This window comes from Micromonospora sp. CNZ297 (assembly GCF_007827625.1).
Genome location: NZ_VISU01000001.1, coordinates 324,221 through 349,715, shown reverse-complemented (window position 1 = coordinate 349,715; position 25,495 = coordinate 324,221). Strand labels below are relative to the sequence as shown.

General features: G+C 71.5%; 18 protein-coding genes. 16 read left to right on the top strand and 2 right to left on the bottom strand.

Annotation, left to right across the window (positions count from 1 at the left end):
* Positions 1-292: 292 nt before the first annotated feature.
* From rph to mmsB, 7 genes are all read left to right on the top strand, one after another.
* A complete protein-coding gene (rph, locus tag FB454_RS01580; RefSeq protein WP_145822465.1) occupies positions 293-2,884 on the top strand; it encodes a rifamycin-inactivating phosphotransferase in 2,592 nt (863 codons plus the stop codon).
* A 48-nt stretch (positions 2,885-2,932) separates the two neighbouring features.
* Positions 2,933-3,301: a MerR family transcriptional regulator gene (locus FB454_RS01575; RefSeq protein WP_013286836.1), complete on the top strand. Its 369-nt coding sequence runs from the start codon at positions 2,933-2,935 to the stop codon at positions 3,299-3,301.
* 42 nt (positions 3,302-3,343) lie between these two features.
* A complete protein-coding gene (locus FB454_RS01570) occupies positions 3,344-4,438 on the top strand; it encodes an oxidoreductase (protein WP_013286835.1) in 1,095 nt (364 codons plus the stop codon).
* A 186-nt stretch (positions 4,439-4,624) separates the two neighbouring features.
* Positions 4,625-5,977 carry a glycoside hydrolase family 10 protein gene (locus FB454_RS01565; protein WP_013286834.1) on the top strand — a complete coding sequence of 451 codons (1,353 nt, stop codon included), beginning with the start codon at positions 4,625-4,627 and terminating at the stop codon, positions 5,975-5,977.
* A gap of 201 nt (positions 5,978-6,178) precedes the next feature.
* Positions 6,179-7,318: a multiple monosaccharide ABC transporter substrate-binding protein gene (chvE, locus tag FB454_RS01560; RefSeq protein ID WP_013286833.1), complete on the top strand. Its 1,140-nt coding sequence runs from the start codon at positions 6,179-6,181 to the stop codon at positions 7,316-7,318.
* Between the two features lie 89 nt (positions 7,319-7,407).
* Entirely contained in the window at positions 7,408-8,946 is a 1,539-nt protein-coding gene (gene mmsA / locus FB454_RS01555; RefSeq protein ID WP_013286832.1) for a multiple monosaccharide ABC transporter ATP-binding protein, read from the top strand.
* Complete coding sequence (gene mmsB / locus FB454_RS01550) at positions 8,943-10,193, top strand: multiple monosaccharide ABC transporter permease (RefSeq protein WP_013286831.1); 1,251 nt, start codon at positions 8,943-8,945, stop codon at positions 10,191-10,193. Before mmsA ends, mmsB begins: the two co-directional genes overlap by 4 nt.
* A gap of 59 nt (positions 10,194-10,252) precedes the next feature.
* Here mmsB and FB454_RS01545 read toward each other — a convergent pair whose 3' ends face one another.
* The gene (locus tag FB454_RS01545) at positions 10,253-11,908 is read right to left on the bottom strand and encodes a glycoside hydrolase family 27 protein (protein WP_013286830.1); all 1,656 of its coding nucleotides are present in this window, start codon (positions 11,906-11,908) and stop codon (positions 10,253-10,255) included.
* Positions 11,909-12,561: 653 nt separating this feature from the next.
* Here FB454_RS01545 and araB point away from each other — a divergent pair.
* The 9 genes from araB (at position 12,562) to FB454_RS01500 (ending at position 24,835) form a co-directional block, all read left to right on the top strand.
* A complete protein-coding gene (gene araB / locus FB454_RS01540; protein ID WP_013286829.1) occupies positions 12,562-14,244 on the top strand; it encodes a ribulokinase in 1,683 nt (560 codons plus the stop codon).
* Entirely contained in the window at positions 14,241-14,912 is a 672-nt protein-coding gene (locus FB454_RS01535; protein ID WP_013286828.1) for an L-ribulose-5-phosphate 4-epimerase, read from the top strand. Before araB ends, FB454_RS01535 begins: the two co-directional genes overlap by 4 nt.
* Positions 14,913-15,009: 97 nt before the next feature.
* Complete coding sequence (locus FB454_RS01530) at positions 15,010-16,005, top strand: ABC transporter substrate-binding protein (protein WP_013286827.1); 996 nt, start codon at positions 15,010-15,012, stop codon at positions 16,003-16,005.
* Positions 16,006-16,077: 72 nt separating this feature from the next.
* Positions 16,078-17,619: a sugar ABC transporter ATP-binding protein gene (locus FB454_RS01525; protein WP_013286826.1), complete on the top strand. Its 1,542-nt coding sequence runs from the start codon at positions 16,078-16,080 to the stop codon at positions 17,617-17,619.
* A complete protein-coding gene (locus FB454_RS01520) occupies positions 17,616-18,686 on the top strand; it encodes an ABC transporter permease (RefSeq protein ID WP_013286825.1) in 1,071 nt (356 codons plus the stop codon). The genes FB454_RS01525 and FB454_RS01520 overlap by 4 nt, the downstream gene beginning before the upstream one ends.
* Positions 18,683-19,675, top strand: coding sequence for a galactofuranose ABC transporter, permease protein YjfF (yjfF, locus tag FB454_RS01515; protein ID WP_013286824.1), 993 nt, complete (start codon positions 18,683-18,685; stop codon positions 19,673-19,675). Before FB454_RS01520 ends, yjfF begins: the two co-directional genes overlap by 4 nt.
* 26 nt (positions 19,676-19,701) lie before the next feature.
* Positions 19,702-21,204: an L-arabinose isomerase gene (gene araA, locus FB454_RS01510; protein ID WP_013286823.1), complete on the top strand. Its 1,503-nt coding sequence runs from the start codon at positions 19,702-19,704 to the stop codon at positions 21,202-21,204.
* Between the two features lie 248 nt (positions 21,205-21,452).
* Positions 21,453-23,528: an RICIN domain-containing protein gene (locus FB454_RS01505; protein ID WP_145822330.1), complete on the top strand. Its 2,076-nt coding sequence runs from the start codon at positions 21,453-21,455 to the stop codon at positions 23,526-23,528.
* Between the two features lie 317 nt (positions 23,529-23,845).
* Positions 23,846-24,835, top strand: coding sequence for a LacI family DNA-binding transcriptional regulator (locus FB454_RS01500; protein ID WP_030268480.1), 990 nt, complete (start codon positions 23,846-23,848; stop codon positions 24,833-24,835).
* 54 nt (positions 24,836-24,889) lie between these two features.
* On the opposite strand, the gene FB454_RS01495 is transcribed toward FB454_RS01500, so the two are convergent.
* The gene (locus FB454_RS01495) at positions 24,890-25,492 is read right to left on the bottom strand and encodes a copper resistance CopC family protein (protein ID WP_071094587.1); all 603 of its coding nucleotides are present in this window, start codon (positions 25,490-25,492) and stop codon (positions 24,890-24,892) included.
* Between the last annotated feature and the right edge of the window lie 3 nt (positions 25,493-25,495).

Genomic DNA, 25,495 nt, shown 5'->3' with positions numbered 1-25,495 from the left:
GCCCGAGTCTCCCCCACCCCGTCCGGTCCCGCTCGTCCGGGCCGCGTCGCGGCCTCGTGGTCGCTTCTTGCCCCGTCGCGCCCCCGGCACTCCACCCGGGGCGGGGAGATCTGACTCACGTGACGGCAGCGGGTCAGGGAAGGGGTTCGTGGTGCGGCAAAACGAAAGGCAAGGAGACACCTCTCCTCGCCACTATCAACGTATATCGCACCCCGGGTCTTGCCGCAAGGCCCCGGTGATGCCGCAGAATCAGCGGCCGATGCGGGTCGAGCTGCGAAAACGGGGGCACGGCATGACCGGACGGTACGTGTGGCAACTGCACGAGGTCGACGAGACGCGGATCGCCGCGGTCGGCGGCAAGGGCGCGCACCTGGGGGCGTTGACGCGGATCGACGGGGTGCGCGTACCCCCGGGTTTCTGCGTCACCACCGACGCCTTCCGGCTGGTGGCGCGGACGCCGTCGCTGGCCGGCCCGCTGGACCGGCTCGCCCGCGCGGACGCGGACGACCCGGCGGCGCTCCGGACGGCCGCAGCCGAGGTGCGTCGCGTCGTCGAGCGGACCGCGCTACCGGGCGACGTCGCGGCGGCGGTCACCGCCGCGCTGGCCGGGCTCGGCGCGGACGCCGCGTACGCCGTGCGGTCGAGCGCGACCGCCGAGGACCTGCCGACCGCCTCGTTCGCGGGCCAGCAGGACACCTACCTGAACGTGGTCGGCACGGCCGAGGTGCTGCGGCACGTGAGCCGCTGCTGGGCCTCGCTGTTCACCGACCGGGGGGTGACCTACCGGCGGCGCCACGGCATCGACGACCGTGCCGTGGACATGGCCGTGGTGGTGCAGCTGATGGTCGTCCCGGACGCGGCCGGGATCATGTTCACCGCCGACCCGGTGACCGGGAACCGGACGGTGGTCTCGGTGGAGGCCGGCTTCGGTCTCGGTGAGGCCCTGGTCTCCGGCCTGGTGAACCCGGACGTCTTCACGGTGCGCGACGGCGCGGTGGCCGGCCGGACGATCGGCGCGAAGGCGCGGGCGGTGCACGCGGTGCCCGGCGGCGGCACCCGGGAGACGCCAGTCGACCCGGCGCGGCAGGCCCAGCCCGCGCTGACCGACGCGCAGGCGGTACGCCTCGCCGCGCTGGGACGGCGGATCGAGGCGCGCTTCGGGTGCCCGCAGGACATCGAGCGGGCCCTGACCGGCGACGACATCCACATCCTCCAGAGCCGGCCGATCACCACGCTGTTCCCGGTGCCGGCGGCCGCCGACGGGCGGTTCCACGTCTACCTGTCGGTCGGCCACCAACAGATGATGACCGACGCGATGAAGCCGCTGGGCCTGTCGATGTGGCGGCTGACCGCCATGGCGCCGATGCACGAGGCGGGTGGGCGGCTGTTCGTCGACGCCACGCCGCACCTGTCCACCCCGGCGGGTCGTACCGCGTTCCTGGGCATGATCGGCCGGGCCGACCCGCTCACCCGGGACGCGCTGGACACGGTCCTCGCCCGGGACGTCGTACCGGCCGCGCCGGACCCGGCCCCGGCCGGCCCGCCCGTGGGCGGCCCGCCGCCCTCGATCGACACCGACCCGGCGATCGTCACCACGCTCGTCGAACGCAGCCGGGAGTCTCTCGCCGCCCTGCGCCGCGACGTCCGCGGCCGCTCCGGACCCGAGCTGTTCGACTTCCTGGTCGAGGCGTTCGCCGAGCACAAGCGGGTGCTCACCGATCCGGTGAGCGCCCAGGTGATCATGGCGGGAATGCAGGCCACCTGGTGGCTCAACGACAAGCTGGGGGAGTGGCTCGGCGAACGCGACGCCGCCGACACGCTCACGCTCTCCGCGCCCGGCAACGTCACCGCCGAGATGGGCCTGGCGCTGCTCGACGTGGCGGACGTGGTCCGCGCGTACCCAGAGGTGGTGGCGTTCCTGCGGGACGCCGCCGGCGACGGGTTCCTGGACGAGCTGCCGAAGCTGCCCGGCGGCGTCGAGGCGCGCGACGCCATCGCCGGCTACCTCGACCGGTACGGCATGCGCTGCGTCGGCGAGATCGACATCACCCGGCCACGGTGGAGCGAGCACCCGGCCACGCTCGTCCCGCTGATCCTGGACAACGTCCGCACCTTCGCCCCGGGCGCCGCTGCGCGCCGCTTCGCCCAGGGCCGGGAGCGGGCCGAGGCGAAGGCCCGGGAGGTGCTGGACCGCCTGCGCGCGCTCCCCGACGGCGAGCGCAGGGCCGCCGAGACGCAGGCCGTGATCGAGCGGGTACGGACGTTCGCCGGCTACCGGGAGTACCCGAAGTACGACATCGTGAGCCGTTACGCCGTCTACAAGCAGGCGCTGATGGGCGAGGCCCGCCGGCTGGTGCGCGCCGGTGTGCTCGCCGGTCCGGAGGACGTCTTCTACCTCACCTTCGACGAGTTCCGCGAGGTCGCGGCCACCGGCTCTGTGGACGCCGCGCTGATCCGCAGCCGCCGGGAGGAGTTCCGGGCGCACCGGGCGCTCACCCCGCCCCGGGTGCTCACCTCCGACGGCGAGGCGCTGAACGGCTCGTACCGGCGCGACGACGTGCCACCGGGCGCCCTGGCCGGGCTGGCGGTCTCGGCCGGCGTCGTCGAGGGGCGGGCGCGGGTCGTGGCGGACCTGGCCGGCGCCGACCTGGAGCCGGGCGACATCCTCGTCACCGCACACACCGACCCGAGCTGGACGCCGCTGTTCGTGGCCGTCGCGGGCCTGGTGACGGAGGTCGGCGGGCTGATGACGCACGGCGCGGTGATCGCCCGTGAGTACGGCCTGCCCGCAGTGGTGGCGGTGCCGGACGCGACCCGGCTGATCCCGGACGGTGGGCGGATCCGCGTGCACGGCACCGACGGGTACGTCGAGCTGCTGTCCTGACCGGCGCGGCATGCTCGATGATGGAGGTCCGGCGAGCGGGGAGGCGCGATGCGGATCGGGGAGCTGTCGGCGCGGACCGGGGTGAGCGCCCGGTCCATCCGGTACTACGAGCAGCAGGGGCTGCTCGCCGCCGTGCGCACCGCGAGCGGGCAGCGGGTCTTCGCCGAGTCGGCCGTGGACCGGGTCCGGCTCATCCAGCGGCTGTTCGACGCCGGGCTGAGCAGCCGCCGGATGGCCGAGCTGCTGCCCTGCGTGACCGATCCGGAGGTCCGCACCTCGTGGCTCACCGACCGGCTGCGCGAGGAGCGGACCCGGATGACAGCCGAGATGGCACGGCTCGCGCACGCCGTCGCGGTGCTCGACGACGTGGTGTCCGACATGACAGTGACCGAGGACACCCGGGATCCGGCCGCCTGAGCGCTTGCCCTTGACACCGGTGTCAACTCCTAGCGTCGGGTCATGAACGCGACCCTGGACACCGGATCGCCGGTGACGCCGCTGCTGGAACCCGTCACCGTCGCCGGGCTGCCGTTGCCGTCCCGCTTCGTGATGGCGCCGATGACCCGTAACCGCGCGCCGGGCGGCGTGCCGACGCCGGAGATGGCCGACTACTACCGGCGCCGCGCCGCGGCCGGCATCGGCCTGATCGTCACCGAGGGTGTGCTGGTCGACCATCCCAGCGCGGGGCACGAGGACACCGTGCCCCGGATGACCGCCGGCGCGGCCGAGGCCGGCTGGCGGGGAGTGGTCGAGGCCGTGCACGCCGCCGGCGGCCGGATCGCCGCGCAGCTGTGGCACCTGGGCAGCCTGCGCGAACCGGTCGACGGCCGTCCGGCGTGGACCCCCTCGGGGGTACGCGAGCCGGGCCGTCCCGCGCCGTACGCGATGACCGCGGCCGACGTGGACACCCTGCTCGCGGCGTACGCGAATGCAGCAGGGGTCGCGGTGCGGGCCGGGTTCGACGCGATCGAGATCCACGCGGCGCACGGTTACCTGCTCGACGAGTTCCTGTGGCCGTACACGAACCGCCGGACCGACGCGTTCGGCGGCTCGCCGGAGCGGCGGGCGGCGTTCCCGGCGGCGGTGGTGCGCGCGGTCCGCGCGCAGGTCCCGGCGCGTCACCCGGTGATCGTGCGGTTCTCCCAGTTCAAGGAGCGGGCGTTCGACGCGCGGATCGCCGAGACCCCGGCCGAGCTGGCGCAGATCCTCGGCGCGTTCGCCGAGGCCGGCGCGGACGTGCTGCACGCCTCGCAGCGCCGCTTCTGGCAGCCGGCGTTCCCCGGCTCGCCGCTGAACCTGGCCGGCTGGGCGAAGCGTCTCACCGGCCTGCCGTCGATCACCGTCGGCTCGGTCGGGCTGCGGCGGGACTTCCTGCGCCCGGACGGCCCGGAGTCGGTGGCGGGCCTGGCCGCGCGGCTGGCGGACGGGGAGTTCGACCTGGTCGCGCTGGGCCGCGCGCTGCTGGGCAACCCGGCCTGGGTGACGCACGCCGCCGCCGGACGGCTGGGCGAGATCGTCGACTACCGCAAGGCACACGAGGACGTGTACCCGTAGGACCGGGATGAGCCGAAGGGGTTGACGCCGGGGGATGTTATCGCTCACAGTCGATGGCAGGGCATGAGCGCCGCAAGGCTCACCGGGCGAGCCGCGCTGGTCGTACCTCGACACCATCCGCCACCGGACGCGGGGTCGGGGAGTCGCACCACCACCATCGCGCAACCCCCCGGAAGAGGAATCCGCATGAGACGAAAGAGAGCCTTGCTGACCACCGGCATCCTGGCCGGCGCGCTCGCCGCCGGGATGGCGGTGGCCCTGGCGCCGGCCGCGAGCGCCGGCACCACGCTGCGCGCGGCGGCGGCCGAGAAGGGCCGCTACTTCGGCGCCGCCGTCGCCACCGGCAAGCTGTCCGACAACACGTACGCCACGGTGCTGAACCGCGAGTTCAACTCCGTGGTGGCCGAGAACGAGATGAAGTGGGACGCCACCGAGCCGCAGCAGGGGCGGTTCAGCTACACCGGCGGCGACCGGTTGGTCAGCCACGCCCGCGCGAACGGCATGTCGGTACGCGGGCACACGCTGCTCTGGCACGCCCAGCAGCCGTCGTGGGCACAGGGCCTGTCCGGCAGCGCGCTGCGCAACGCCGCGATCAACCACGTCACCCAGGTGGCCACCCACTTCCGGGGGCAGATCTACGCCTGGGACGTGGTGAACGAGGCGTTCGCCGACGGCGGCAGCGGCGGGCGCCGCGACTCGAACCTGCAGCGCACCGGCAACGACTGGATCGAGGCGGCGTTCCGGGCGGCCCGCGCCGCGGATCCGGGCGCGAAGCTCTGCTACAACGACTACAACACCGACGGCATCAACGCGAAGTCGACGGGCATCTACAACATGGTCCGCGACTTCAAGTCGCGCGGCGTGCCGATCGACTGCGTCGGCTTCCAGTCGCACCTGGGCACCACGATCCCCGGCGACTACCAGGCCAACCTCCAGCGCTTCGCCGACCTGGGCGTCGAGGTGCAGATCACCGAGCTGGACGTGATGACCGGCGGCAACCAGGCGAACATCTACGCCGCCGTGACCCGCGCCTGCCTGGCGGTGTCGCGCTGCACCGGCATCACGGTCTGGGGCGTGCGGGACTGCGACTCGTGGCGCGGCTCGGACAACGCGCTGCTGTTCGACTGCGCGGGCAACAAGAAGGCGGCGTACAACGCGGTGCTCGACGCGCTGAACGCCGGCGGCAACAACCCGCCGCCGACCACGACCCCGCCGCCGAACAACCCGACCACCCCGCCGCCGGGTCAGGGCGGGTGTTCGGCCTCGGTGTCGCTGAACTCCTGGACCGGTGGGTTCGTGGCGACGGTGAAGGTGACCGCGGGCTCGTCGGGCACCCGGGGATGGACCGTCACCATGACGTTGCCGGGCGGCGCGAGCATCACCAACACCTGGAGCGCCACCGCGAGCGGGAGCAGCGGCACGGTGCGGTTCGCGAACGTGAGCTACAACGGCCAGCTCGGCGCCGGTCAGAGCACCGAGTTCGGGTTCCAGGGCAACGGCAGCGGATCGGGCATGACGCCCACCTGCTCCGCGACCTGAGCCGGGCCACCGCGGGGGCGGCGCGCCGTCGCCTCCGCGGTGTTCCGCTACGTCGTCCCGTCCGACCTGGACTGTCGTCTCTGTTACGAGAAAGAGACATGCGCATTTCGCGCGATTGGTTGACGGGGCAACTTGTGAGCGTTAACACTCCCCGTGAGGGTTACCTGTGTCACAGGGACCGCCACGACAGGGAGGACGCTCGTGCGCAGACGACTTCTGGCCGCACTCAGCGGTGCCGCGCTCGCGATCAGCCTGGCCGCCTGCAGCGGCGAGGGCGCGGGAGGCGGCGGAGACACCAGCTCGGCCAAGCCCGGCGACCTGACGATCGGCGTCTCGATGCCGACGCAGACCTCGGAACGGTGGATCGCCGACGGCAACTCGGTGAAGGAGAAGCTCCAGGCCAAGGGCTACAAGGTCGACCTCCAGTACGCCGGGGACGACATCCCGACCCAGTCGCAGCAGATCGACCAGATGATCACGCAGGGCGCGGACGTGCTGGTCATCGCCCCGATCGACGGCACCGCGCTCAGCGGCCAGCTCCAGGCCGCCGCGGCGGCGAAGATCCCGGTCATCTCCTACGACCGGCTCATCCGCAACAGCCCGAACGTCAGCTTCTACGTCAGCTTCGACAACTACAAGGTCGGCGTGGCGCAGGCCAACGCGCTCCTGGTCGGGCTCGGCCTGCTCACCAAGGACGGCGCCAAGGGCACCGCCACCGGCCCGTTCAACGTGGAGCTGTTCGCCGGCTCGCTCGACGACAACAACGCCGGGTTCTTCTTCAACGGCGCGATGGACACGCTGAAGCCGTACTTCGACGCCGGGACGCTGAAGGTCAAGTCCGGGCAGACCAAGATCGAGCAGGCCGCCATCCTGCGCTGGCAGCAGGAGACCGCGCAGAAGCGGATGGAGGACCTGCTCACCTCCAGCTACAACGACGGCAGCAAGGTCGACGGCGTGCTGTCGCCGTTCGACGGCCTGTCCCGCGGCATCATCACCGCGCTCCAGAACGCCGGCTACCGCGGCGGCGCCAAGAAGATGCCGGTGGTGACCGGCCAGGACGCCGAGGTCGCCTCGGTCAAGCTGATCAACGACGGCGTGCAGAGCTCGACCGTCTTCAAGGACACCCGGCTGCTGGCCGAGCAGGCGGTGATCGCCGCCGAGGCGTTCCTGCGCAAGGAGGAGCCGAAGGCCAACGAGACCAAGGCGTACGACAACGGCGTCAAGGTCGTGCCGGCGTTCCTGCTGCCGGTGCAGACCGTCTACAAGGAGGACATCAAGTCCGTCCTGATCGACTCCGGCTACCTGACCGAGCAGGAGGTCGCCGCGGGCCGGGCCGGCTGACCCGCGGCGACGGGCCCGGCGGCCGCGGCCGCCCGCGCCACCGGGCCCGTCCGCTCCGGACACCACGACCACGAGCAGGACGGATATCCATGAGCGATCACATCCTCGAGATGCGTGGCATCACGAAGACCTTCCCGGGCGTGACCGCGCTCCAGGACGTCTCGCTCGCCGTACGGCGTGGCGAGATCCACGCGATCTGCGGTGAGAACGGCGCCGGGAAGTCGACCCTGATGAAGGTGCTGTCCGGCGTCTACCCGGCGGGCAGCTACGACGGCCAGATCGTCTTCGACGGCGAGCCGGTCGGGTTCCGGGGGATCCAGGACAGCGAGGCCCGCGGCATCGTCATCATCCACCAGGAACTCGCGCTGGTGCCCTACCTGTCGATCGCCGAGAACATCTTCCTCGGCAACGAGCGCCGCGGCCGCGGCGGGCTCATCGACTGGCACCGGACCAACGCGGAGGCCGCGGCGCTGCTGCGGTCGGTCGGGCTGCACGAGAACCCGGTCACCCCGGTCATCCAGCTCGGCGTCGGCAAGCAGCAGCTCGTGGAGATCGCCAAGGCGCTGTCCAAGAAGGTACGGCTGCTGATCCTCGACGAGCCCACAGCGGCACTCAACGACGTCGACTCCGCGCACCTGCTGGACCTGATGCGCCGGCTGCGCGACCAGGGGATCACCTGCATCATGATCTCGCACAAGCTCGGCGAGATCACCGCCGTCGCCGACTCGACCACAGTCATCCGCGACGGCCGTACCGTCGAGACGCTGGACATGTCCGACGGCGCCGTCACCCAGGACCGGATCATCCGCGGCATGGTCGGCCGCGACCTGGCCGCCTTCTACCCGACCCGCAGCGTGACCCCCGGCGACGAGGTGCTGCGCATCGAGGACTGGTCGGTGCGCCACCCGACGCAGGACCGCCTGGTCGTCGACCGGGCCTCGCTGCACGTGCGGGCCGGGGAGGTCGTCGGCATCGCCGGCCTGATGGGCGCCGGGCGCACCGAGCTGGCGATGAGCGTGTTCGGCCGGGCGTACGGCCGGGACATCAGGGGCCGGCTGTTCGTCAAGGACCGCGAGGTACGGGCGCGCACTGTCGCCGAGGCCATCGCCAACGGCATCGCTTACGCCACCGAGGACCGCAAGCACTACGGCCTCAACCTGATCGACGACGTGCGGGGCAACGTCTCGGCCGCCGCGCTCGACAAGCTGGCCCGGCACGGCTGGATCGACGGCAACCGCGAGATCCAGGTCGCCGAGCGGGGCCGGCGCGACATGAACATCAAGGCGCCGACCGTGATGTCGGTGGTGGGCAAGCTCTCCGGCGGCAACCAGCAGAAGGTCGTGCTGGCGAAGTGGCTGTTCACCGACCCGGACGTGCTGATCCTCGACGAACCGACCCGGGGCATCGACGTCGGCGCGAAGTTCGAGATCTACACGATCGTCAACCGGCTGGTGGCCGACGGCAAGGCCGTCGTGCTCATCTCCTCCGAACTGCCCGAGCTGCTCGGCATGTGCGACCGCATCTACACCCTGGCGGCCGGCCGCATCACCGGGGAGATGCCGGTGGCCGAGGCCACCCAGGAGAACCTGATGGAACTCATGACCAAGGACAGGGATCTCGTCCGATGACCAGCACGAAGCCTCCCCCCGCCACGAAGATCGCCGCGCCGGACACCGGCGCGGCGGCGACCCTGCACACCGGCACCAGCGATCCGCGCGCGCTGATCCTGGGCAACCTGCGGCAGAGCGGCATCTACATCGCCCTGGTGGTGATCGTGGCGCTGTTCGCGGTCCTCACCGACGGCGTCTCGCTGAGCCCCGGCAACCTGACGAACATCGTCCTCCAGTACTCCTACATCCTGGTGCTCGCGATCGGCATGGTCATCGTGATCATCGGCGGCCACATCGACCTGTCCGTGGGATCGGTGGTGGCGCTCACCGGAGCGGTCTCTGCGGTGCTCGTCATCCGCGAGGGCATGCCCTGGTGGGCCGGCGTCCTGGCCGCGCTCGCGGTGGGCGTCGCGGTCGGTGCGTGGCACGGGCTCTGGGTCGCGTACGCCGGCATCCCGGCGTTCATCGTCACCCTGGCCGGCATGCTGTTGTTCCGGGGTCTGACGCTGCGCGTGCTGGACAACATCTCGCTGTCGCCGTTCCCGGAGGAGTACCAGCGGGTCGCCGCCGGGTTCCTCAACGGTCTGCTGGGCGGCCAGGGCTACGACGCCTTCACGCTGTTCATCGGCGCCTTCGCCGTGGTCGGGTATGCGGTGAGCGTGTTCCGGACCCGGGTCGCCCGGGTGCGCCACGAGCAGCCGGTGGAGTCGTTCCCGCTGTTCGTGCTGCGGATCGTGGTGGTCGGCGCCGTGGTCATGTGGTTCGCCTGGCAGCTCGCCCACGCCCGGGGCCTGCCGATCGTGCTGATCGTGCTCGCCGTGCTCGTGCTCGTCTACGGCCTGCTCACCCGCCGTACGGTGTTCGGCCGCCAGGTGTACGCCATCGGCGGCAACCTGCCCGCGGCGATGCTGTCCGGCGTACGGGTGAAGCGGGTCAACTTCTGGATCTTCGTCAACATGGGCTTCCTGTCCGCCGTGGCGGGCGTGATCTACTCGTCCCGGTCCAACGGGGCCCAGCCGGCGGCGGGCAACATGTTCGAGCTGGACGCGATCGCGGCGGCGTTCATCGGCGGCGCGGCCGTCACCGGCGGCGTCGGCACGGTGGTCGGCGCCATGGTGGGTGGCCTGATCATGGCGGTGATGAGCAACGGGATGCAGCTCATGGGCGTCGACCAGTCCGTCCAGTCGGTGGTCAAGGGCCTGGTGCTGCTCGTCGCGGTGGCGTTCGACATCTGGAACAAGCGCCGGGCCGCCGGCGCCCGGTGACGGCCGGCCGGACGCTCGCCCCTTCGTCCGGCCGACCGCCGTTCACCGGCCGTAGCCGCTCACGCCCGGCTCCACCGTTGGTTGGCGTTGCCGTGGCAGGTCCAGACGATCACCCGGGTGCCGTTGGCGGTGCCCGCGTTGTCGACGTCCAGGCACAGCGACGGGAAGCGCCCGTTGCTCACCGTGCCGTTGCCGTTGATGGTCCACTGCTGGTTGGTGCCGCCGTTGCAGTCCCAGATCTGCACCCGGGTGCCGGCCGTCGCGTTCGTCGGCACGTCCAGGCACTTGCCGAGCACCTGCAACGCCTGGCCGTTGGCGGTGAACTGCTGGTTGGCGTTGTTGTGGCAGTCCCAGATCAGCGTCCCGGTGCCGTTCGCGGTGCCGGCGTTGTCCACGTCGAGGCACCGGCCGGACGACTCGCTGCGCAGCCGGAACGTGGTCGGGACCGGCGGCGGCGTGGTGGTGCCGCCTCCGCTGACCCGGTAGACGACGGTGCCGTGCGCGGGCACGCTGGCGGAGATCGTGCCGGTGCTGGTGGAGGTGGCGTCGGTCCATGCGTCGCGCAGCGTGAAGGAGTTGCCGCTCTTGCCCACCGCCGCCGCGGTGGTGGAGACGGTGGTGGTCGAGCCGCCCTGGTTGAACAGGGCGACCGCCACGTCGCCGTTGGCCAGCGGCTTGGCCAGCACCCGCCGGGTGCCGTCGAAGGAGACCTGGGCCGCCTGACGGCCGAGCGTGTCCTGGTTGATCGCGACCAGGTTCGCGTTGCGCAGGATCGCCAGCGTGGCCGCGTTCGCCGACCGTACGTCGTTGCCCATCATCAGCGGCGCGGCGAGGACCGCCCAGAGCGCGAAGTGGCTGCGCATCTCGGTGTCGTTCATGCCCCCTCGGCCGACCTCGAGCATGTCCGGGTCGTTGAACCCGCCGGGCGCGGCGTACCCGGCCAGGGGCACCGTGACGTCGACGATGTTCTGGATGCCCATCGGGTAGCCGTTGGTCTGGCCGGTGTTCCACGCGTTGGTGATGTCCTCGGTGGTCCGCCAGAGGTTCGCCACGTCGCTCCAGTTGCGCTGCGGCCCGGTCTTGGCGTGGTAGCTGTTGGGGTTGATGCTGTAGACGATCGGCCGGCCGGTGGAGGCCAGCGCGTCGCGCATGATGCCGAACCGCGCCACCTGGTCGTTGATGGTGCCGGTGGACGAGCACCAGTCGTACTTCAGGTAGTCCACGCCCCAGGCGGCGAACTGCCGCGCGTCCTGGTACTCGTGGTTGAGGCTGCCGGTGGCGCCGGGGAACGCGCCGCCGACCTGGGCGCAGGTCTTGTCCAGCGGCACCTGGTAGATGCCGAACAGCAGGCCCCGGGCGTGCAGGTAGTCACCGAGCGACTTCATCCCGCTGGGGAACCGCTGCGGGTGGGCCTGGAGGTTGCCCTGCGAGTCCCGGTTCGGGTCGAACCAGCAGTCGTCCACGACGACGTACTTGTACCCGAGGTCGCGCAGGCCGTTGCTGACGATCGCGTCGGCGGTCTGGCGGATGAGGGTCTCGTTGATGTTGCAGCCGAAGGTGTTCCAGGTGTTCCACCCCATCGGCGGGGTGCGGGCGACGCCGTTGTCCAGCGCCCGGGCGGGACGCGGGGCCACGGCCTGGTCGGTGACTGTCGCGGCGAGCGCCACCGCCGCGACGCCCAGGACGGCGAGCGTCCGTCGGGTCCATCTGCGCACTGATCCTCCTCGGTCGCCGGGCGCCGGCCGTGCCGGCGTCCGGTTGGGAGCGGCCCGCCGATCGCGCGGCGTCGCCCGGGGTGCGCGGGGACGTACGCGGCACGGCAGTGGAGAGGGGCCGGCCGGTCACCGGCGGGCGCTCGTGGGTGGTGGGTCCGGCGGTCGACGGGGTCGCCGTCCGCGTCGCCGCCCGGCTGCGGCGCCGGGGTTTCCCGGACGGCGGCGCCACGAAGCAGGGATGGCGAGAATGTTATCGCTGACATCAAACCCTGTAAATAGCGAGACGGTCCGCCCGGCCCACGTCGGCGACCGTTCGCGCGGGTGTCGGGGCCGGGAAAAGTGCCGCTGAGGGGCGCTCTGTGACCTCGAGAGGCCCTCTCCGCGGGCCGGAGCCCGCAGCGCCGATCGCGGCGGTTCGACGATCCACGAAGGCATTGATTGTTGTCGCTAACAAGGCGCTCGCCGGGACTCGGCGGCCGGACCGGAAGCGCGTCCGTGTGGATCTCCTCCGGGTGCGGCCCCGCCGGTCCGTGCCGCCCGGCCGCGGTGGTCCGGCGAGGGCGGTTCCTCGTTACGTAGCTGTTGCCCGGAGGTGTCTTGACGGATGTATATGTGAGCGCTAACACTAACTCCGTGACACGGCGGAGGTGCAAATGAGCGAAGTGGACGCGTCCGACCGGTACGTGATCGGTGTCGACTTCGGCACGCTGTCCGGGCGGGCGCTCGTGGTCCGCGTCCGGGACGGCGCCGAACTCGGTACGGCGGTGCACGAGTACCGGCGCGGGGTCATCGAGACCGCGCTTCCCGACGGCGGCCCGGCGCTGCCCCCGGACTGGGCCCTCCAGGATCCGGACGACTACCGCGACGTGCTGCGCCACGCGGTGCCGGCCGCGCTCGCCGAAGCCGGCGTGGACCCGTCCCGGGTGGTGGGCATCGGCACCGACTTCACCGCCTGCACCGTGCTCCCGACGCTCGCCGACGGCACACCGCTGTGCGAGATCCCGCAACTGCGCGACCGCCCGCACGCCTGGGTGAAGCTCTGGAAGCACCACGCCGCGCAGCCGCACGCCGACCGGATCAACGCGCTGGCGGAAGAACGCGGCGAACCGTGGCTCGGCCGCTACGGCGGCAAGATCTCCGCGGAGTGGCAGTTCGCCAAGGGCCTGCAGATCCTGGAGGAGGACCCGGAGGTCTACCGGCGCGCCGAGCGCTTCGTCGAGGCCGCCGACTGGATCGTCTGGCAGCTGTGCGGCGCCGAGACCCGCAACGTCTGCACGGCCGGCTACAAGGGCATCCGGCAGGACGGCCGCTACCCGTCGCCGGACTACCTGGCCGCGCTCGACCCCGGATTCGCCGACTTCGTGACCAAGCTGGACGGTCCGCTGCTGCCGCTGGGCGCGCGGGCCGGCACGCTCAGCGCCCGCGCCGCGGCCTGGACCGGACTGCCCGAGGGCATCGCGGTCGCGGCGGGCAACGTCGACGCCCACGTCACCGCCGCGTCGGCCCAGGCGCTGCGGCCCGGCCGGCTGGTCGCCATCATGGGCACCTCCACCTGCCACGTCCTCAACGGCACCCACCCGGCCGAGGTGCCGGGCATGTGCGGCGTGGTCGACGGCGGGATCAGCCCCGGCGCCTGGGGTTTCGAGGCCGGGCAGAGCGGGGTGGGGGACATCTTCGGCTGGTTCGTCCGCCACGCCGCCCCGGCGGGGTTCGACTCGCACGAGCGGCTCACCGAGGCCGCCGCCGCCCAGCCGGTCGGCGCGCACGGGCTGGTGGCGCTGGACTGGTGGAACGGCAACCGGTCCCTGCTGGTCAACCACGACCTCAGCGGGATGATCATCGGGCTGACGCTGGCCACCCGGCCGCCGGACGTCTACCGGGCGCTGCTGGAGGCGACCGCGTACGGCACCCGGATGATCGTCGAGGCGTTCGGGCAGGCCGGGGTGCCGGTCGACGACCTGGTGGTGGCCGGTGGTCTCACCTCCAACCGGCTGCTCATGCAGATCTACGCCGACGTCACGAACCGGCCACTGAGCATCATCGGCTCCGCCCAGGGCCCGGCGCTCGGCTCGGCCATCCACGCGGCTGTCGCCGCCGGGGCGTACCCGACGATCCACGAGGCGTCCGCCGCGATGGGGCGCATCGACGAGGCCGTCTACCGGCCCGTACCGGAGAACGTGCGGGCCTACGACGCCCTCTACGCCGAGTACCGCGCGTTGCACGACCACTTCGGCCGCGGCGCGAACGACGTCATGCTCCGCCTGCGGGCGATCCGCAACGCGGCGGTCGACGCCGCCGCGGACCGCGCCGCCGCGACCCTGGGGGTGGTCGGATGAACAGCCAGGTCGACGCGCTACGCGAGACGGTGGCGCGCCTGCACCGCGAACTGACCCGCTACGACCTGGTGGCCTGGACCGCCGGGAACGTGTCGGCCCGCGTACCCGGTCAGGACCTGATGGTCATCAAGCCCAGCGGCGTCGACTACGACGACCTGACCGCGGCGGCCATGGTGGTCTGCGACCTCAACGGCGCCGTGGTCGACGGCGACGGCGCCCCGTCCAGCGACACCGCCGCGCACGCCTACGTCTACCGCGCGATGCCCGAGGTCGGCGGCGTCGTGCACACGCACAGCGGGTACGCCACCGCCTGGGCGGCCCGCGGCGAGGCGATCCCGTGCTGGCTGACCGCGCAGGCCGACGAGTTCGGCGGGGAGATCCCGATCGGGCCGTTCGCGCTGATCGGCGGCGACGACATCGGCAAGGGCATCGTCAGCACGCTGTCCGGGCACCGCTCACCCGCGGTGCTCATGCGCAACCACGGCGTCTTCACCATCGGCCGCGACGCCCGGGCGGCGGTCAAGGCCGCGGTGATGTGCGAGGACGTGGCCCGCACCGCACACCTGGCCCGCGCGCTCGGCCGGCCGGTGCCGATCGCGCCGGCCGACATCGACTCGCTCTACGACCGCTACCAGAACGTGTACGGCCAACGCCCGTCGGCGCACTGACCCCGGACCGCGCCGCGCACCCCCCACCACCACATCCGGGCCGCTCCGGTTTCCGCCGGTCGCGCGCCCGGAACATCCAACCCCCGGAGGAGAATCGATGAGAAGCAGGAGCACGGCACGCACTGTCATCGCGGCGTTCGCCGGCGTGCTGCTCGCCGCCAGCATGGCCGCGTGCGGCAACAGCGACACCGGCGGCGGTTCCGGCGACGGCAACGACAAGATCGTCCTGGGCTTCTCCCAGGTGGGCGCCGAGAGTGGCTGGCGCACCGCCAACACCACCTCGATCAAGGAGGCGGCGGCCGAGGCGGGCATCGAGCTGAAGTTCGACGACGCCCAGCAGAAGCAGGAGAACCAGATCAAGGCGATCCGCAACTTCATCCAGCAGAAGGTCGACGTGATCGCCTTCTCGCCGGTGGTGGAGTCCGGCTGGGACACCGTGCTCAAGGAGGCCAAGGACGCCAAGATCCCGGTGATCCTGACCGACCGCGCCGTCGACTCGGCCGACAAGTCGCTCTACAAGACGTTCCTCGGCTCGGACTTCGTCAAGGAGGGCCGCCTCGCGGGCGAGTGGCTGGTGGAGCAGAAGAAGGCGGCGTCCGGCCCGGTCAACATCGTCGAGCTGCAGGGCACGACCGGCTCGGCGCCGGCCAACGACCGGAAGAAGGGCTTCGCCGAGGCGATCGCCGCCAACCCGAACCTGAAGATCGTCGCCTCGCAGACCGGTGACTTCACCCGCGCCGGCGGCAAGCAGGTGATGGAGCAGTTCCTCAAGGCCAACCCGAAGATCGACGTGCTCTTCGCGCACAACGACGACATGGGCCTGGGCGCGCTCGAGGCGATCACCGCGGCGGGCAAGGAGCCCGGCAAGGACATCACCATCATCACCGTCGACGCGGTGAAGGACGGCATGCAGGCCCTCGCGGACGGCAAGTTCAACTTCATCGCCGAGTGCAGCCCGCTGCTCGGCCCGCAGCTGATGGACCTGGTCAAGAAGGTCAAGGCCGGCGAGGAGGTGCCCGCCCGGATCGAGACCGAGGAGACCACGTTCACCCAGGAGCAGGCCAAGGAGGCACTGCCCAACCGCAAGTACTGAGTCACCCGGGGGTCGCCGTCGCAACCGACGGCGGCCCCCGTACCACCACCGTCGAAGAAGAGGTCCGATGGGATGACGGGTAACCGTCCGGTCCTGACCATGACCGGCATCAGCAAGACCTTCCCCGGGGTCCGCGCGCTGCACGACGTCGACTTCCGGCTGTTCCCGGGCGAGGTCCACGCCCTGATGGGCGAGAACGGCGCCGGCAAGTCCACCCTGATCAAGGTGTTGACCGGCGTCTACGGGACCGACGCGGGCGTCGTCACGCTCGACGGCGAGCAGGTCTCGTTCACCGGTCCGATGCAGGCCGCAGCGGCCGGTGTCAGCACCGTCTACCAGGAGGTCAACCTCTGCACCAACCTGTCGGTGGCGGAGAACGTCTTCATCGGCCGGGAGCCCCGCCGGCTCGGCGCGGTGCGCTGGGGCGAGATGCGCCGCCGGGCCCGCGACCTGCTGGCCCGGCTCGATCTCGACCTCGACGTCTCCGCGCCGCTCGGCTCGTACTCGCTCGCGGTGCAGCAGATGGTCGCCATCGCCCGCGCGATCGACGTGCAGGCCCGGGTGCTGATCCTGGACGAGCCGACCTCCAGTCTGGACGCCGGCGAGGTGGCGCAGCTGTTCCGGATCATGCGGCAGCTGCGTGACGAGGGGATCGCGATCCTGTTCGTCACCCACTTCCTCGACCAGGTCTACGGCATCGCCGACCGGATCACGGTGCTGCGCAACGGCACGCTCGTGGGGGAGTACCGCACCGAGGAGCTGCCGCAGTTCAGCCTGGTCGAGAAGATGATCGGCCAGGAGCTGGACGTGCTGGAGCGGCTCGACGAGCAGCAGAAGCGCGCCACAGTCGACGCCGGTGGCGAGGCCCCGCTCGTGGACGCCGCCGAACTGGGCCGGCGTGGCGCTGTCGCCCCGTTCAGCCTCCGCATCCACGCCGGTGAGGTGGTCGGCCTGGCCGGCCTGCTCGGCTCCGGCCGGACCGAGGTGGCGCGGCTGATCTTCGGCGCCGACCGGGCCGACCACGGCCAGGTACGGCTCGACGGCGGCCGGGCGCCCGTGCGCAACCCGATGCAGGCCATCGGCCAAGGCGTCGGGTTCTGCTCGGAGAACCGCCGGGCCGAGGGCATCGTCCCGGAGCTGACGGTACGGGAGAACATGATCCTGGCGATGCAGGCCGCGCGCGGCTGGCTGCGTCCGATCCCGCGCCGCCGTCAGGACGAACTGGTCCGCAGGTACGTGGAGGCGCTGAGCATCCGCCCGGCCAACCCGGAACTGCCGGTTCGCAACCTGTCCGGCGGCAACCAGCAGAAGGTGCTGCTGGCCCGCTGGCTGATCACCGAGCCGCGCCTGCTGATCCTGGACGAGCCGACCCGCGGCATCGACGTCGGTGCCAAGGCCGAGATCCAGAAGCTGGTGGTGCAGCTCTCCGACGGCGGCATGGCGGTGCTGTTCATCTCCGCCGAGCTGGAGGAGGTGCTGCGCCTGAGCCACCGGGTCGCGGTCATGCGCGACCGGGAGATGGTCGCCCAGCTCGACAACGACGACACGCTCGACGCCGACCGCGTCATGCGCACCATCGCCAGTGGAACGCCCCGGGAGGAGGTGACCCCATGACCGCCGTCGCCGACCGCCTCCGCCCGCTGACCGGCCACCGCCTGTTCTGGCCGGCGCTCGTGCTCGTGGTCATGATCGCCGCGAACACCGTCTACCGTCCCGGCTTCCTCGCCGTCGAGGTCAAGAACGGCCACCTGTACGGCACGCCGATCGACATCCTCCGGCTGAGCGCGCCGCTGATCCTGGTCGCGCTCGGGATGACGCTCGTCATCGCCACCGGCGGCATCGACCTGTCGGTCGGTTCGCTCTGCGCGATCAGCGGCGCGATCGCCTGCCTGCACATCAGCGGGGCGGCCGACCAGAACAGCCCGGCCACGGTGGCCACCGCGCTGGCCCTGGCCTTCGGCGCCGCGCTCGTGCTCGGCGCCTGGAACGGGATACTCGTGGCGGTCATCGGCATCCAGCCGATCATCGCCACGCTGATCCTCATGGTGGCCGGGCGGGGCATCGCCCAGCTGGTCACCGAGGGCCAGATCATCACGATCAACTCCGGTCCGTACCGGGCGATCGGGCTCGGGCACTTCCTGACGCTGCCGCTGGCCATCCTGATCGCGCTCGCCGCCGCGCTGCTCGTGGCCGCGTTCACCCGCCGCACGGCGCTCGGGCTGATCGTCGAGTCGGTCGGCGGCAACGCCGAGGCCAGCCGGCTCGCCGGCATCCGGTCGCGGCGCATCGTCTTCCTCGTCTACGTGATCAGCGCCGTCTGCGCCGCGCTCGCCGGTTTCATGGTCACCGCGAACGTCTCCAGCGCCGACGGCAACGCCGCCGGCCTGTGGATCGAACTCGACGCGATCCTGGCGGTCGTCATCGGCGGCACCTCACTGGCCGGCGGCCGGTTCTCCCTCGGCGGCACCGTCCTCGGCGCGCTGATCATCCAGACCCTGACCACCACCGTGTACGCCATGAACATCTCGCCGCAGACGTCGCTGCTGTTCAAGGCGGTCGTCGTCATCGCCGTCTGCCTCGTCCAGGCCCCGGCGTTCCGGGCCCGGCTGCGCCGGCGACGGCGCGGGACCGAACCCGGCCCGGCGGCACCGCAGCGGGAGAAGGAGCAGGTGCCGGCATGAGCAGCACGTCGTTGACCACCGGCCGGTCCTGGCGGCCCAGCCTGCCCCGCCGGCACGTCCCGGTGCTGGCCACGCTCGCCCTGCTGCTGGTCATGTACGGCATCGGCGTGTCCCAGTACCGCGCCTTCTCCAACGTCCAGGTCGTCTTCAACGTCTTCATCGACAACGGCTTCCTGCTCGTCGTCGCGGTCGGCATGACGTTCGTGATCCTCACCGGCGGCATCGACCTGTCCGTCGGCTCGGTGGTGGCGATGACCGCGATGGTGTCGGCCGCGCTGCTGCGCGACGGCCTGCCCGCGGCCCTGGTGCTGGTGATCGCGCTGCTGATCGGCCCGACGCTCGGTTTCCTGATGGGCTGCGCGATCCACTTCTTCGAGATCCAGCCGTTCATCGTGACACTCGCCGGGATGTTCTTCGCCCGGGGCATGTGCACGTTCATCAGCGACGCCTCCATCTCCATCACCGACGGTTTCTGGACCTCGATGTCGCAGCAGCGCATCGGCGACCCGGCCGGAAACTTCGTGTCGATCAGCGTGCTGATCGCGTTCGCGGTGGTGCTGATCGCGGCGTACGTGCTGGCGTACACCCGGTTCGGCCGCAACGTGTACGCGGTCGGCGGCAACGCGCAGTCGGCGCTGCTGATGGGCCTGCCGGTGGCGCGGACCCGGATCGCCGTCTACACGATCAGCGGGCTCTGCTCGGCGATCGGCGGCATCCTGCTGTCGTTCTACACGCTGTCCGGCGCGCCGCTGATCGCCGTCGGGATGGAGCTGGACGTGATCGCCGCCGTGGTGATCGGCGGCACCGTGCTCACCGGCGGTTCCGGGTACGTCTTCGGCACCGTGCTCGGCGTGCTGGTGCTGGGCGTGATCCAGACGCTGATCACGTTCGACGGCAGCCTCAACTCCTGGTGGACCAAGATCGTGATCGGTGGCCTGCTGTTCGCGTTCATCCTCCTCCAGCGCCTCATCGGCATCCGGTTCAAGTGACGGTTCCTAGCGCGGAAGGCAACAACATGGCAACTCACCCCCAGCCCGAGGTCTGGTTCCTCACCGGCAGCCAGGGCCTCTACGGCGAGGACACCCTGCGGCAGGTCGCCGAGCAGTCCCGGCAGATCGCCGCGCGCCTGGACGAGTCGCCGGACATCCCCGTACGCGTGGTCTGGAAGCCGGTCCTCACCTCCAGTGCGGACATCCTCGCCGCCTGCCGGGACGCGGCCGCGCAGGGCGCGGTCGGGGTGATCGCCTGGATGCACACGTTCTCCCCGGCCAAGATGTGGATCTCCGGGCTGGACGCGCTGCGCACGCCGCTGCTGCACCTGCACACGCAGGCCAACGTGGCGCTGCCGTGGGACGACATCGACATGGACTTCATGAACCTCAACCAGGCCGCGCACGGCGACCGGGAGTTCGGGTTCATCCAGACCCGGCTCGGGGTGGCGCGCAAGACCGTCGCCGGGCACGTCACCGACCCCCGGGTCGTCGGGCGGGTCGCGGCCTGGGCCCGCGCCGCGATCGGCTGGTCGGCGGTGCGGACGCTGCGGCTGGCCCGCTTCGGCGACAACATGCGCGACGTCGCGGTCACCGAGGGGGACAAGGTCGAGGCGGAGCTGCGCTTCGGCGTCTCGGTCAACACCTACGGCGTCAACGACCTGGTCGCCGCCGTCGACCAGGTGCCCGACGCGCAGGTCGACGACCTGGTCAAGGAGTACGACGACACCTTCCGCGTCGCGTCCGAGCTGCGGCCCGGCGGGGACCGGCACGACTCGCTGCGGTACGCGGCGCGCCAGGAGCTGGGCCTGCGTGCTTTCCTCGACGCCGGCGGTTTCCGGGCGTTCACCACGAACTTCGAGGACCTCGGCGGACTGCGCCAGCTCCCCGGGATCGCGGTGCAGCGCCTGATGGCCGACGGCTACGGCTTCGGCGGCGAGGGGGACTGGAAGACCTCGGTGCTGGTGCACACGCTCAAGGCGATGGCCGTCGGCGTGCCGGGCGGCACCTCGTTCATGGAGGACTACACCTACGACCTGACGTTCGGTCAGGAGCTGATCCTGGGCGCGCACATGCTGGAGGTGTGCCCGAGCATCGCCGCCGACGTGCCGAGCGCGGAGGTGCACCCGCTGAGCATCGGCGGGCGGGAGGACCCGGTACGCCTGGTCTTCGACGCCGCGCCCGGCCCGGCGGTCGTGCTGGGCATGGTGGACATGGGGGAGCGGTTCCGGCTGGTCGCCAACGCGGTGGACGTGGTGCCGCCGCCGCACCCGCTGCGCCGGCTGCCGGTGGCGCGCGCGGTGTGGCGTCCGCAGCCCGACCTGGCCGGCTCGGCGGAGGCATGGATCACCGCGGGCGGGCCGCACCACACCGTCCTCTCCCAGGCCGTCGGCATGGAGGAGCTGCGCGACCTGGCCGCGATGGCCCGGACCGAGCTGGTGGTCATCGACGCCGAGACGCGCCCCCACCGCTTCGCGGACGAGCTGCGCTGGAACCAGGCGTACTACCGGCTCGCCCGGGGTTTCTGAGCCGCCTCGGGCCGCCTCGGGCCGCCCGTGCGGCGGGGTCCGTGTTACGCCTTGACGAACGGCATGTTATCGCTCACAGTCGATGGATAGGGTCACCGGCACCGCTCGCGGGCCGTTCCGGGCGCGATCTGCGCCGCAGTTGCCAGGGATCCGACTCCCGCCTGGGTGGGCATCGCTGTTAGCGATAACGCTGCCGTCGTCGGCGCGTACTGCCGTGCCCGGGCTCCGGTCGACGAAGGAGGATCGTGGTGACGGCTCGACTGTCCCGTGGACGTGGACGCCTGTCCCGGTTGCTGGCCGGGGTGGTGGCACTGCTTGTCGGCGGCGTGGTGGTGGGCGCCGTGCCCGCGCCGGTATCGGCTGCCACAGTGGACACCAGCGCCTACTACGTGCTGGTGAACCGCAACAGCGGCAAGGCGCTGGACCTGTACAACCAGGCGACGAACGACGGGGCGCGGATCACCCAGTGGACGCGCAACGACGGCGCCTGGCAGCAGTGGCAGTTCGTGGACTCCGGCGGTGGCTACTACCGGCTGCGGTCCCGGCACTCCGGCAAGGTGCTGGACGTGACCGGCGCGTCCACAGCCAACGGCGCGGCGGTGGTGCAGTGGACGGACCACGGCGGCACCAACCAGCAGTTCCGGCTGGCCGACTCCGACAGCGGGTACGTCCGGCTGATCAACCGGAACTCGAACAAGGTGATGGAGGTGCAGAACGCCTCCACCGCCGACGGCGGCAACATCGTCCAGTACGACGACTGGAACGGCGCGAACCAGCAGTGGCAGCTCGTCCGCGTCGGCGACAACCCCGGCAACCCGGGCAACCCGGGCGGCAGCTTCACCAACCCGGCCGTCTGGCAGGACTTCGCCGACGTCGACATCATCCGGGTGGGCGACGTCTACTACATGTCCGCCTCCACCATGCACTACTCGCCCGGCGCGCCGGTGCTGCGTTCCTGGGACCTGGTGAACTGGGAGTTCGCCGGGCACTCGGTGCCACGGCTGGAGTTCGGCACCAAGTACGACCTGAGCGCCAGCGAGCAGGCGTACGTGGACGGCATCTGGGCGTCGACGCTGAACTACCGGCCGAGCAACCGCACGTTCTACTGGGCCGGGTGCATCGACTTCGCGCAGACCCACATCTACACCGCCACCGCCGTGGACGGCGCGTGGAACCGCCTGACCACCATCCCCAACTGCTACTACGACGCCGGCATGCTGATCGACGACAACGACACCATGTACGTCGCGTACGGCAACGGCACGATCAGCGTGGCCCAGCTCTCCGCCGACGGGCGCAGCCAGGTCCGGGCCCAGCAGGTCTACCAGACGCCGTCGAGCATCGGCACGCTGGAGGGCGCGCGCTTCTACAAGCGCAACGGCGCGTACTACATCTGGCTGACCCGGCCGGCCAACGGCCAGTACGTGCTGAAGTCCACGAACGGCCCGTTCGGCCCGTACGAGCAGCGGCAGGTCCTGCTCAACCTGCCCGGCCCGATCTCCGGTGGCGGCGTGCCGCACCAGGGTGGGCTGGTGCAGACGCAGACGGGCGCCTGGTACTACATGGCGTTCACCGACGCGTACCCGGGCGGCCGGATGCCGACGCTGGCGCCGATCAGCTGGACCTCCGACGGCTGGCCGCAGGTGCAGACCGTCAACGGCGCCTGGGGCGCGAGCTACCCCAACCCGCTGCCGACCCGCCCGGTCAAGCCGCTCACCGGCACCGACACGTTCTCCGGCACCACGCTCGGCGTGCAGTACGAGTGGAACCACAACCCGGACAACAGCAGATGGTCGGTGAACAACGGCCTGCGGTTGCAGACCGCCACCGTCACGAACGACCTGTACCGGGCACGCAACACGCTCACCCACCGCATCCAGGGTCCGACCTCGACCGGCACGATCGAGCTGGACTACTCGACCATGCGCGACGGTGACCGGGCCGGCCTGGCGATGCTGCGGGACAGCTCGGCCTGGATCGGCGTACGGCGGGACAACGGCGCCACCCGCGTGGTGATGACGAACGGCCTGACCATGGGCTCGAACTGGAACACCACGAGCACCGGGACGGAGATCGCCGGTGCGGCGGTGTCCGGTGGGCGGATCTGGCTGCGGGCGAACGCCGACATCCGGCCCGGCTCGGGCCGGCAGGCGCGGTTCTCCTACAGCACCGACGGGGTGAACTTCGTGTCGCTCGGTAACGCGCTGACGCTCAACAACGCGTGGCAGTTCTTCATGGGCTACCGGTTCGGCTTCTTCAACTACGCCACCCAATCCCTCGGCGGCGCGGTGACGGTGCGGCAGTTCTCCCTGACGACACCGTGACAACGGTCACCATTCGCGGCCGTTGACACATCTTCGACAACCCGGGGTGCGGCTCCGGCAATCGCCGGAAATGCCGCACCCCGGGCGCAATTCCACCCGCTCCGAGCTGCCTGTTCGTGCCACTGCGTAACGGAAGGGAATGAGCCGCCTGTCGATTCCCCGATATCGCCGCGCCACGGCGGGAACGGGCGATCAACGGTGCCGATACCGATGGGACCGCTGGCGTAGACTGTCGCCACCCGGGACGGTCCGGTCGAGATCGACCGGGTGTGGCCGCGGGCAGTGGCGAAAGTGAGGTGGCCGTGCGCGGTCCTGCGATGACGGACGTGGCCCGCCTCGCCGGGGTGTCGCACCAGACGGTCTCCCGGGTTCTCAACGGGCATCCCAACGTGCGTGAGCAGACCCGGTTACGGGTGCAGGCCGCCATCACCGAACTCGGCTACCGGCCCAACCGCGCGGCCCGCGCGCTGGTGACCGGCCGGTCCCAGGTGATCGGCGTGGTCGCGCAGAACACCACGCTCTACGGCCCGGCGTCGCTGCTCGCGGCGCTGGAGCAGACCGCCGCCGAGGCCGGCTTCGCGGTGAGCGTCGGCAGCGTCCGCGACCTCGACCACCGCTCCATCTCGGCCGCCGTGGAACGGCACCTGGCACACCGGGTCGCCGGCATCGTGGTGATCGCGCCGGTCGAGTCCGCCGGGGAGGCGCTGGAACGGCTGCCCCAGGACGTACCGCTGGTGACTGTCGACGGCGACCCGCGGCGACCGATCCCGCTGGTCACAGTCGACCAGGTCGCCGGCGCCCGGGCCGCCACCGAGCACCTCCTCGCCGCCGGGCATCGCACGGTGTGGCACGTGTCCGGGCCGTCGGACTGGTTCGACAGCGCCGGCCGCATCGAGGGGTGGCGCGAGGCGCTGCGGCAGGCGGGAGCCGAGATCCCGCCGCTGGTCCCGGCCGACTGGTCGGCGGCGGCGGGCTACCGGTGTGGGCAGATGCTGGCCCGGATGCCGGAGGTCACCGCCGTCTTCACCGCCAACGACCATCTGGCGCTGGGCGTGCTGCGGGCGCTGCACGAGCACGGCCGCCGGGTTCCCGACGACATCAGCGTGGTCGGGTTCGACGACGTGCCCGAGGCGGCGTACTTCATCCCGCCGCTGACCACCGTCCGGCCGGACTTCGGCGCTGTCGCCGCGGCGAGTCTGGACCTGCTCCTGGCCCAGATCGAGTCGCAGACCGTCGGGCCGCTGCGGCAGACGATCGCGCCGACGCTGGTGCCGCGCCGCAGCGTCGGCCCGCCGCCCGCCCGCTGAGGCGGTAGCGGCCCGCCTGCCCGTGGCCGACCCCCGCCGTGCGAGGTCCGGTCGTCAGTGGTCCGTTCGGCGAGCGCGCGCCCGGCGTGCGACCAGCAGCACGATTCCGGTGATCACGAGCAGACCGGCGACCGCCCCACCCGCCAGCAGCGCGACCGGCGGGCCGTCGTCGCCGGACCGCGCGCCCGAGGCATCCGGCTCGTCCGCGCCGTACACGCCAGCCGACGCGGCAACCGCCGTCGGCGTGGGAGCCGCCGATGCGGGAGCCGACGGTGCGGGCGCCGCCGGGTCGGCCACTGTGAAGCGGTACGAACCCTGGACCGGGTGGCCGTCGCGGGAGACCACCCGGTACGCGACGGTGTAGGTGCCGTTGCCCAGCGGCTCGTCGATCGTCACCGTGCCGGTGGCGCCGTCCACCGCCGGTGCGGAGGTGGGCACCGTGCGCTGGGCCGCGTCGCTGACCGTGATGGTGGTGAAGGAGGGGTTCAGCCCCTGCAGGAACCGCAGCGTGACCTGCGTGGGCGCGGCGGTGAGCCGGGCGTCGCGCGCTGGGGTGGCCTCCTGGAGCGAGTTGTGGGCCGCCGCGGGCGTGGCCGGGACCAGCAGCAGCGCGGTGAGGGCCGCGGCGAGCAGCGCGGTGACGGAACGGGTACGCATGAC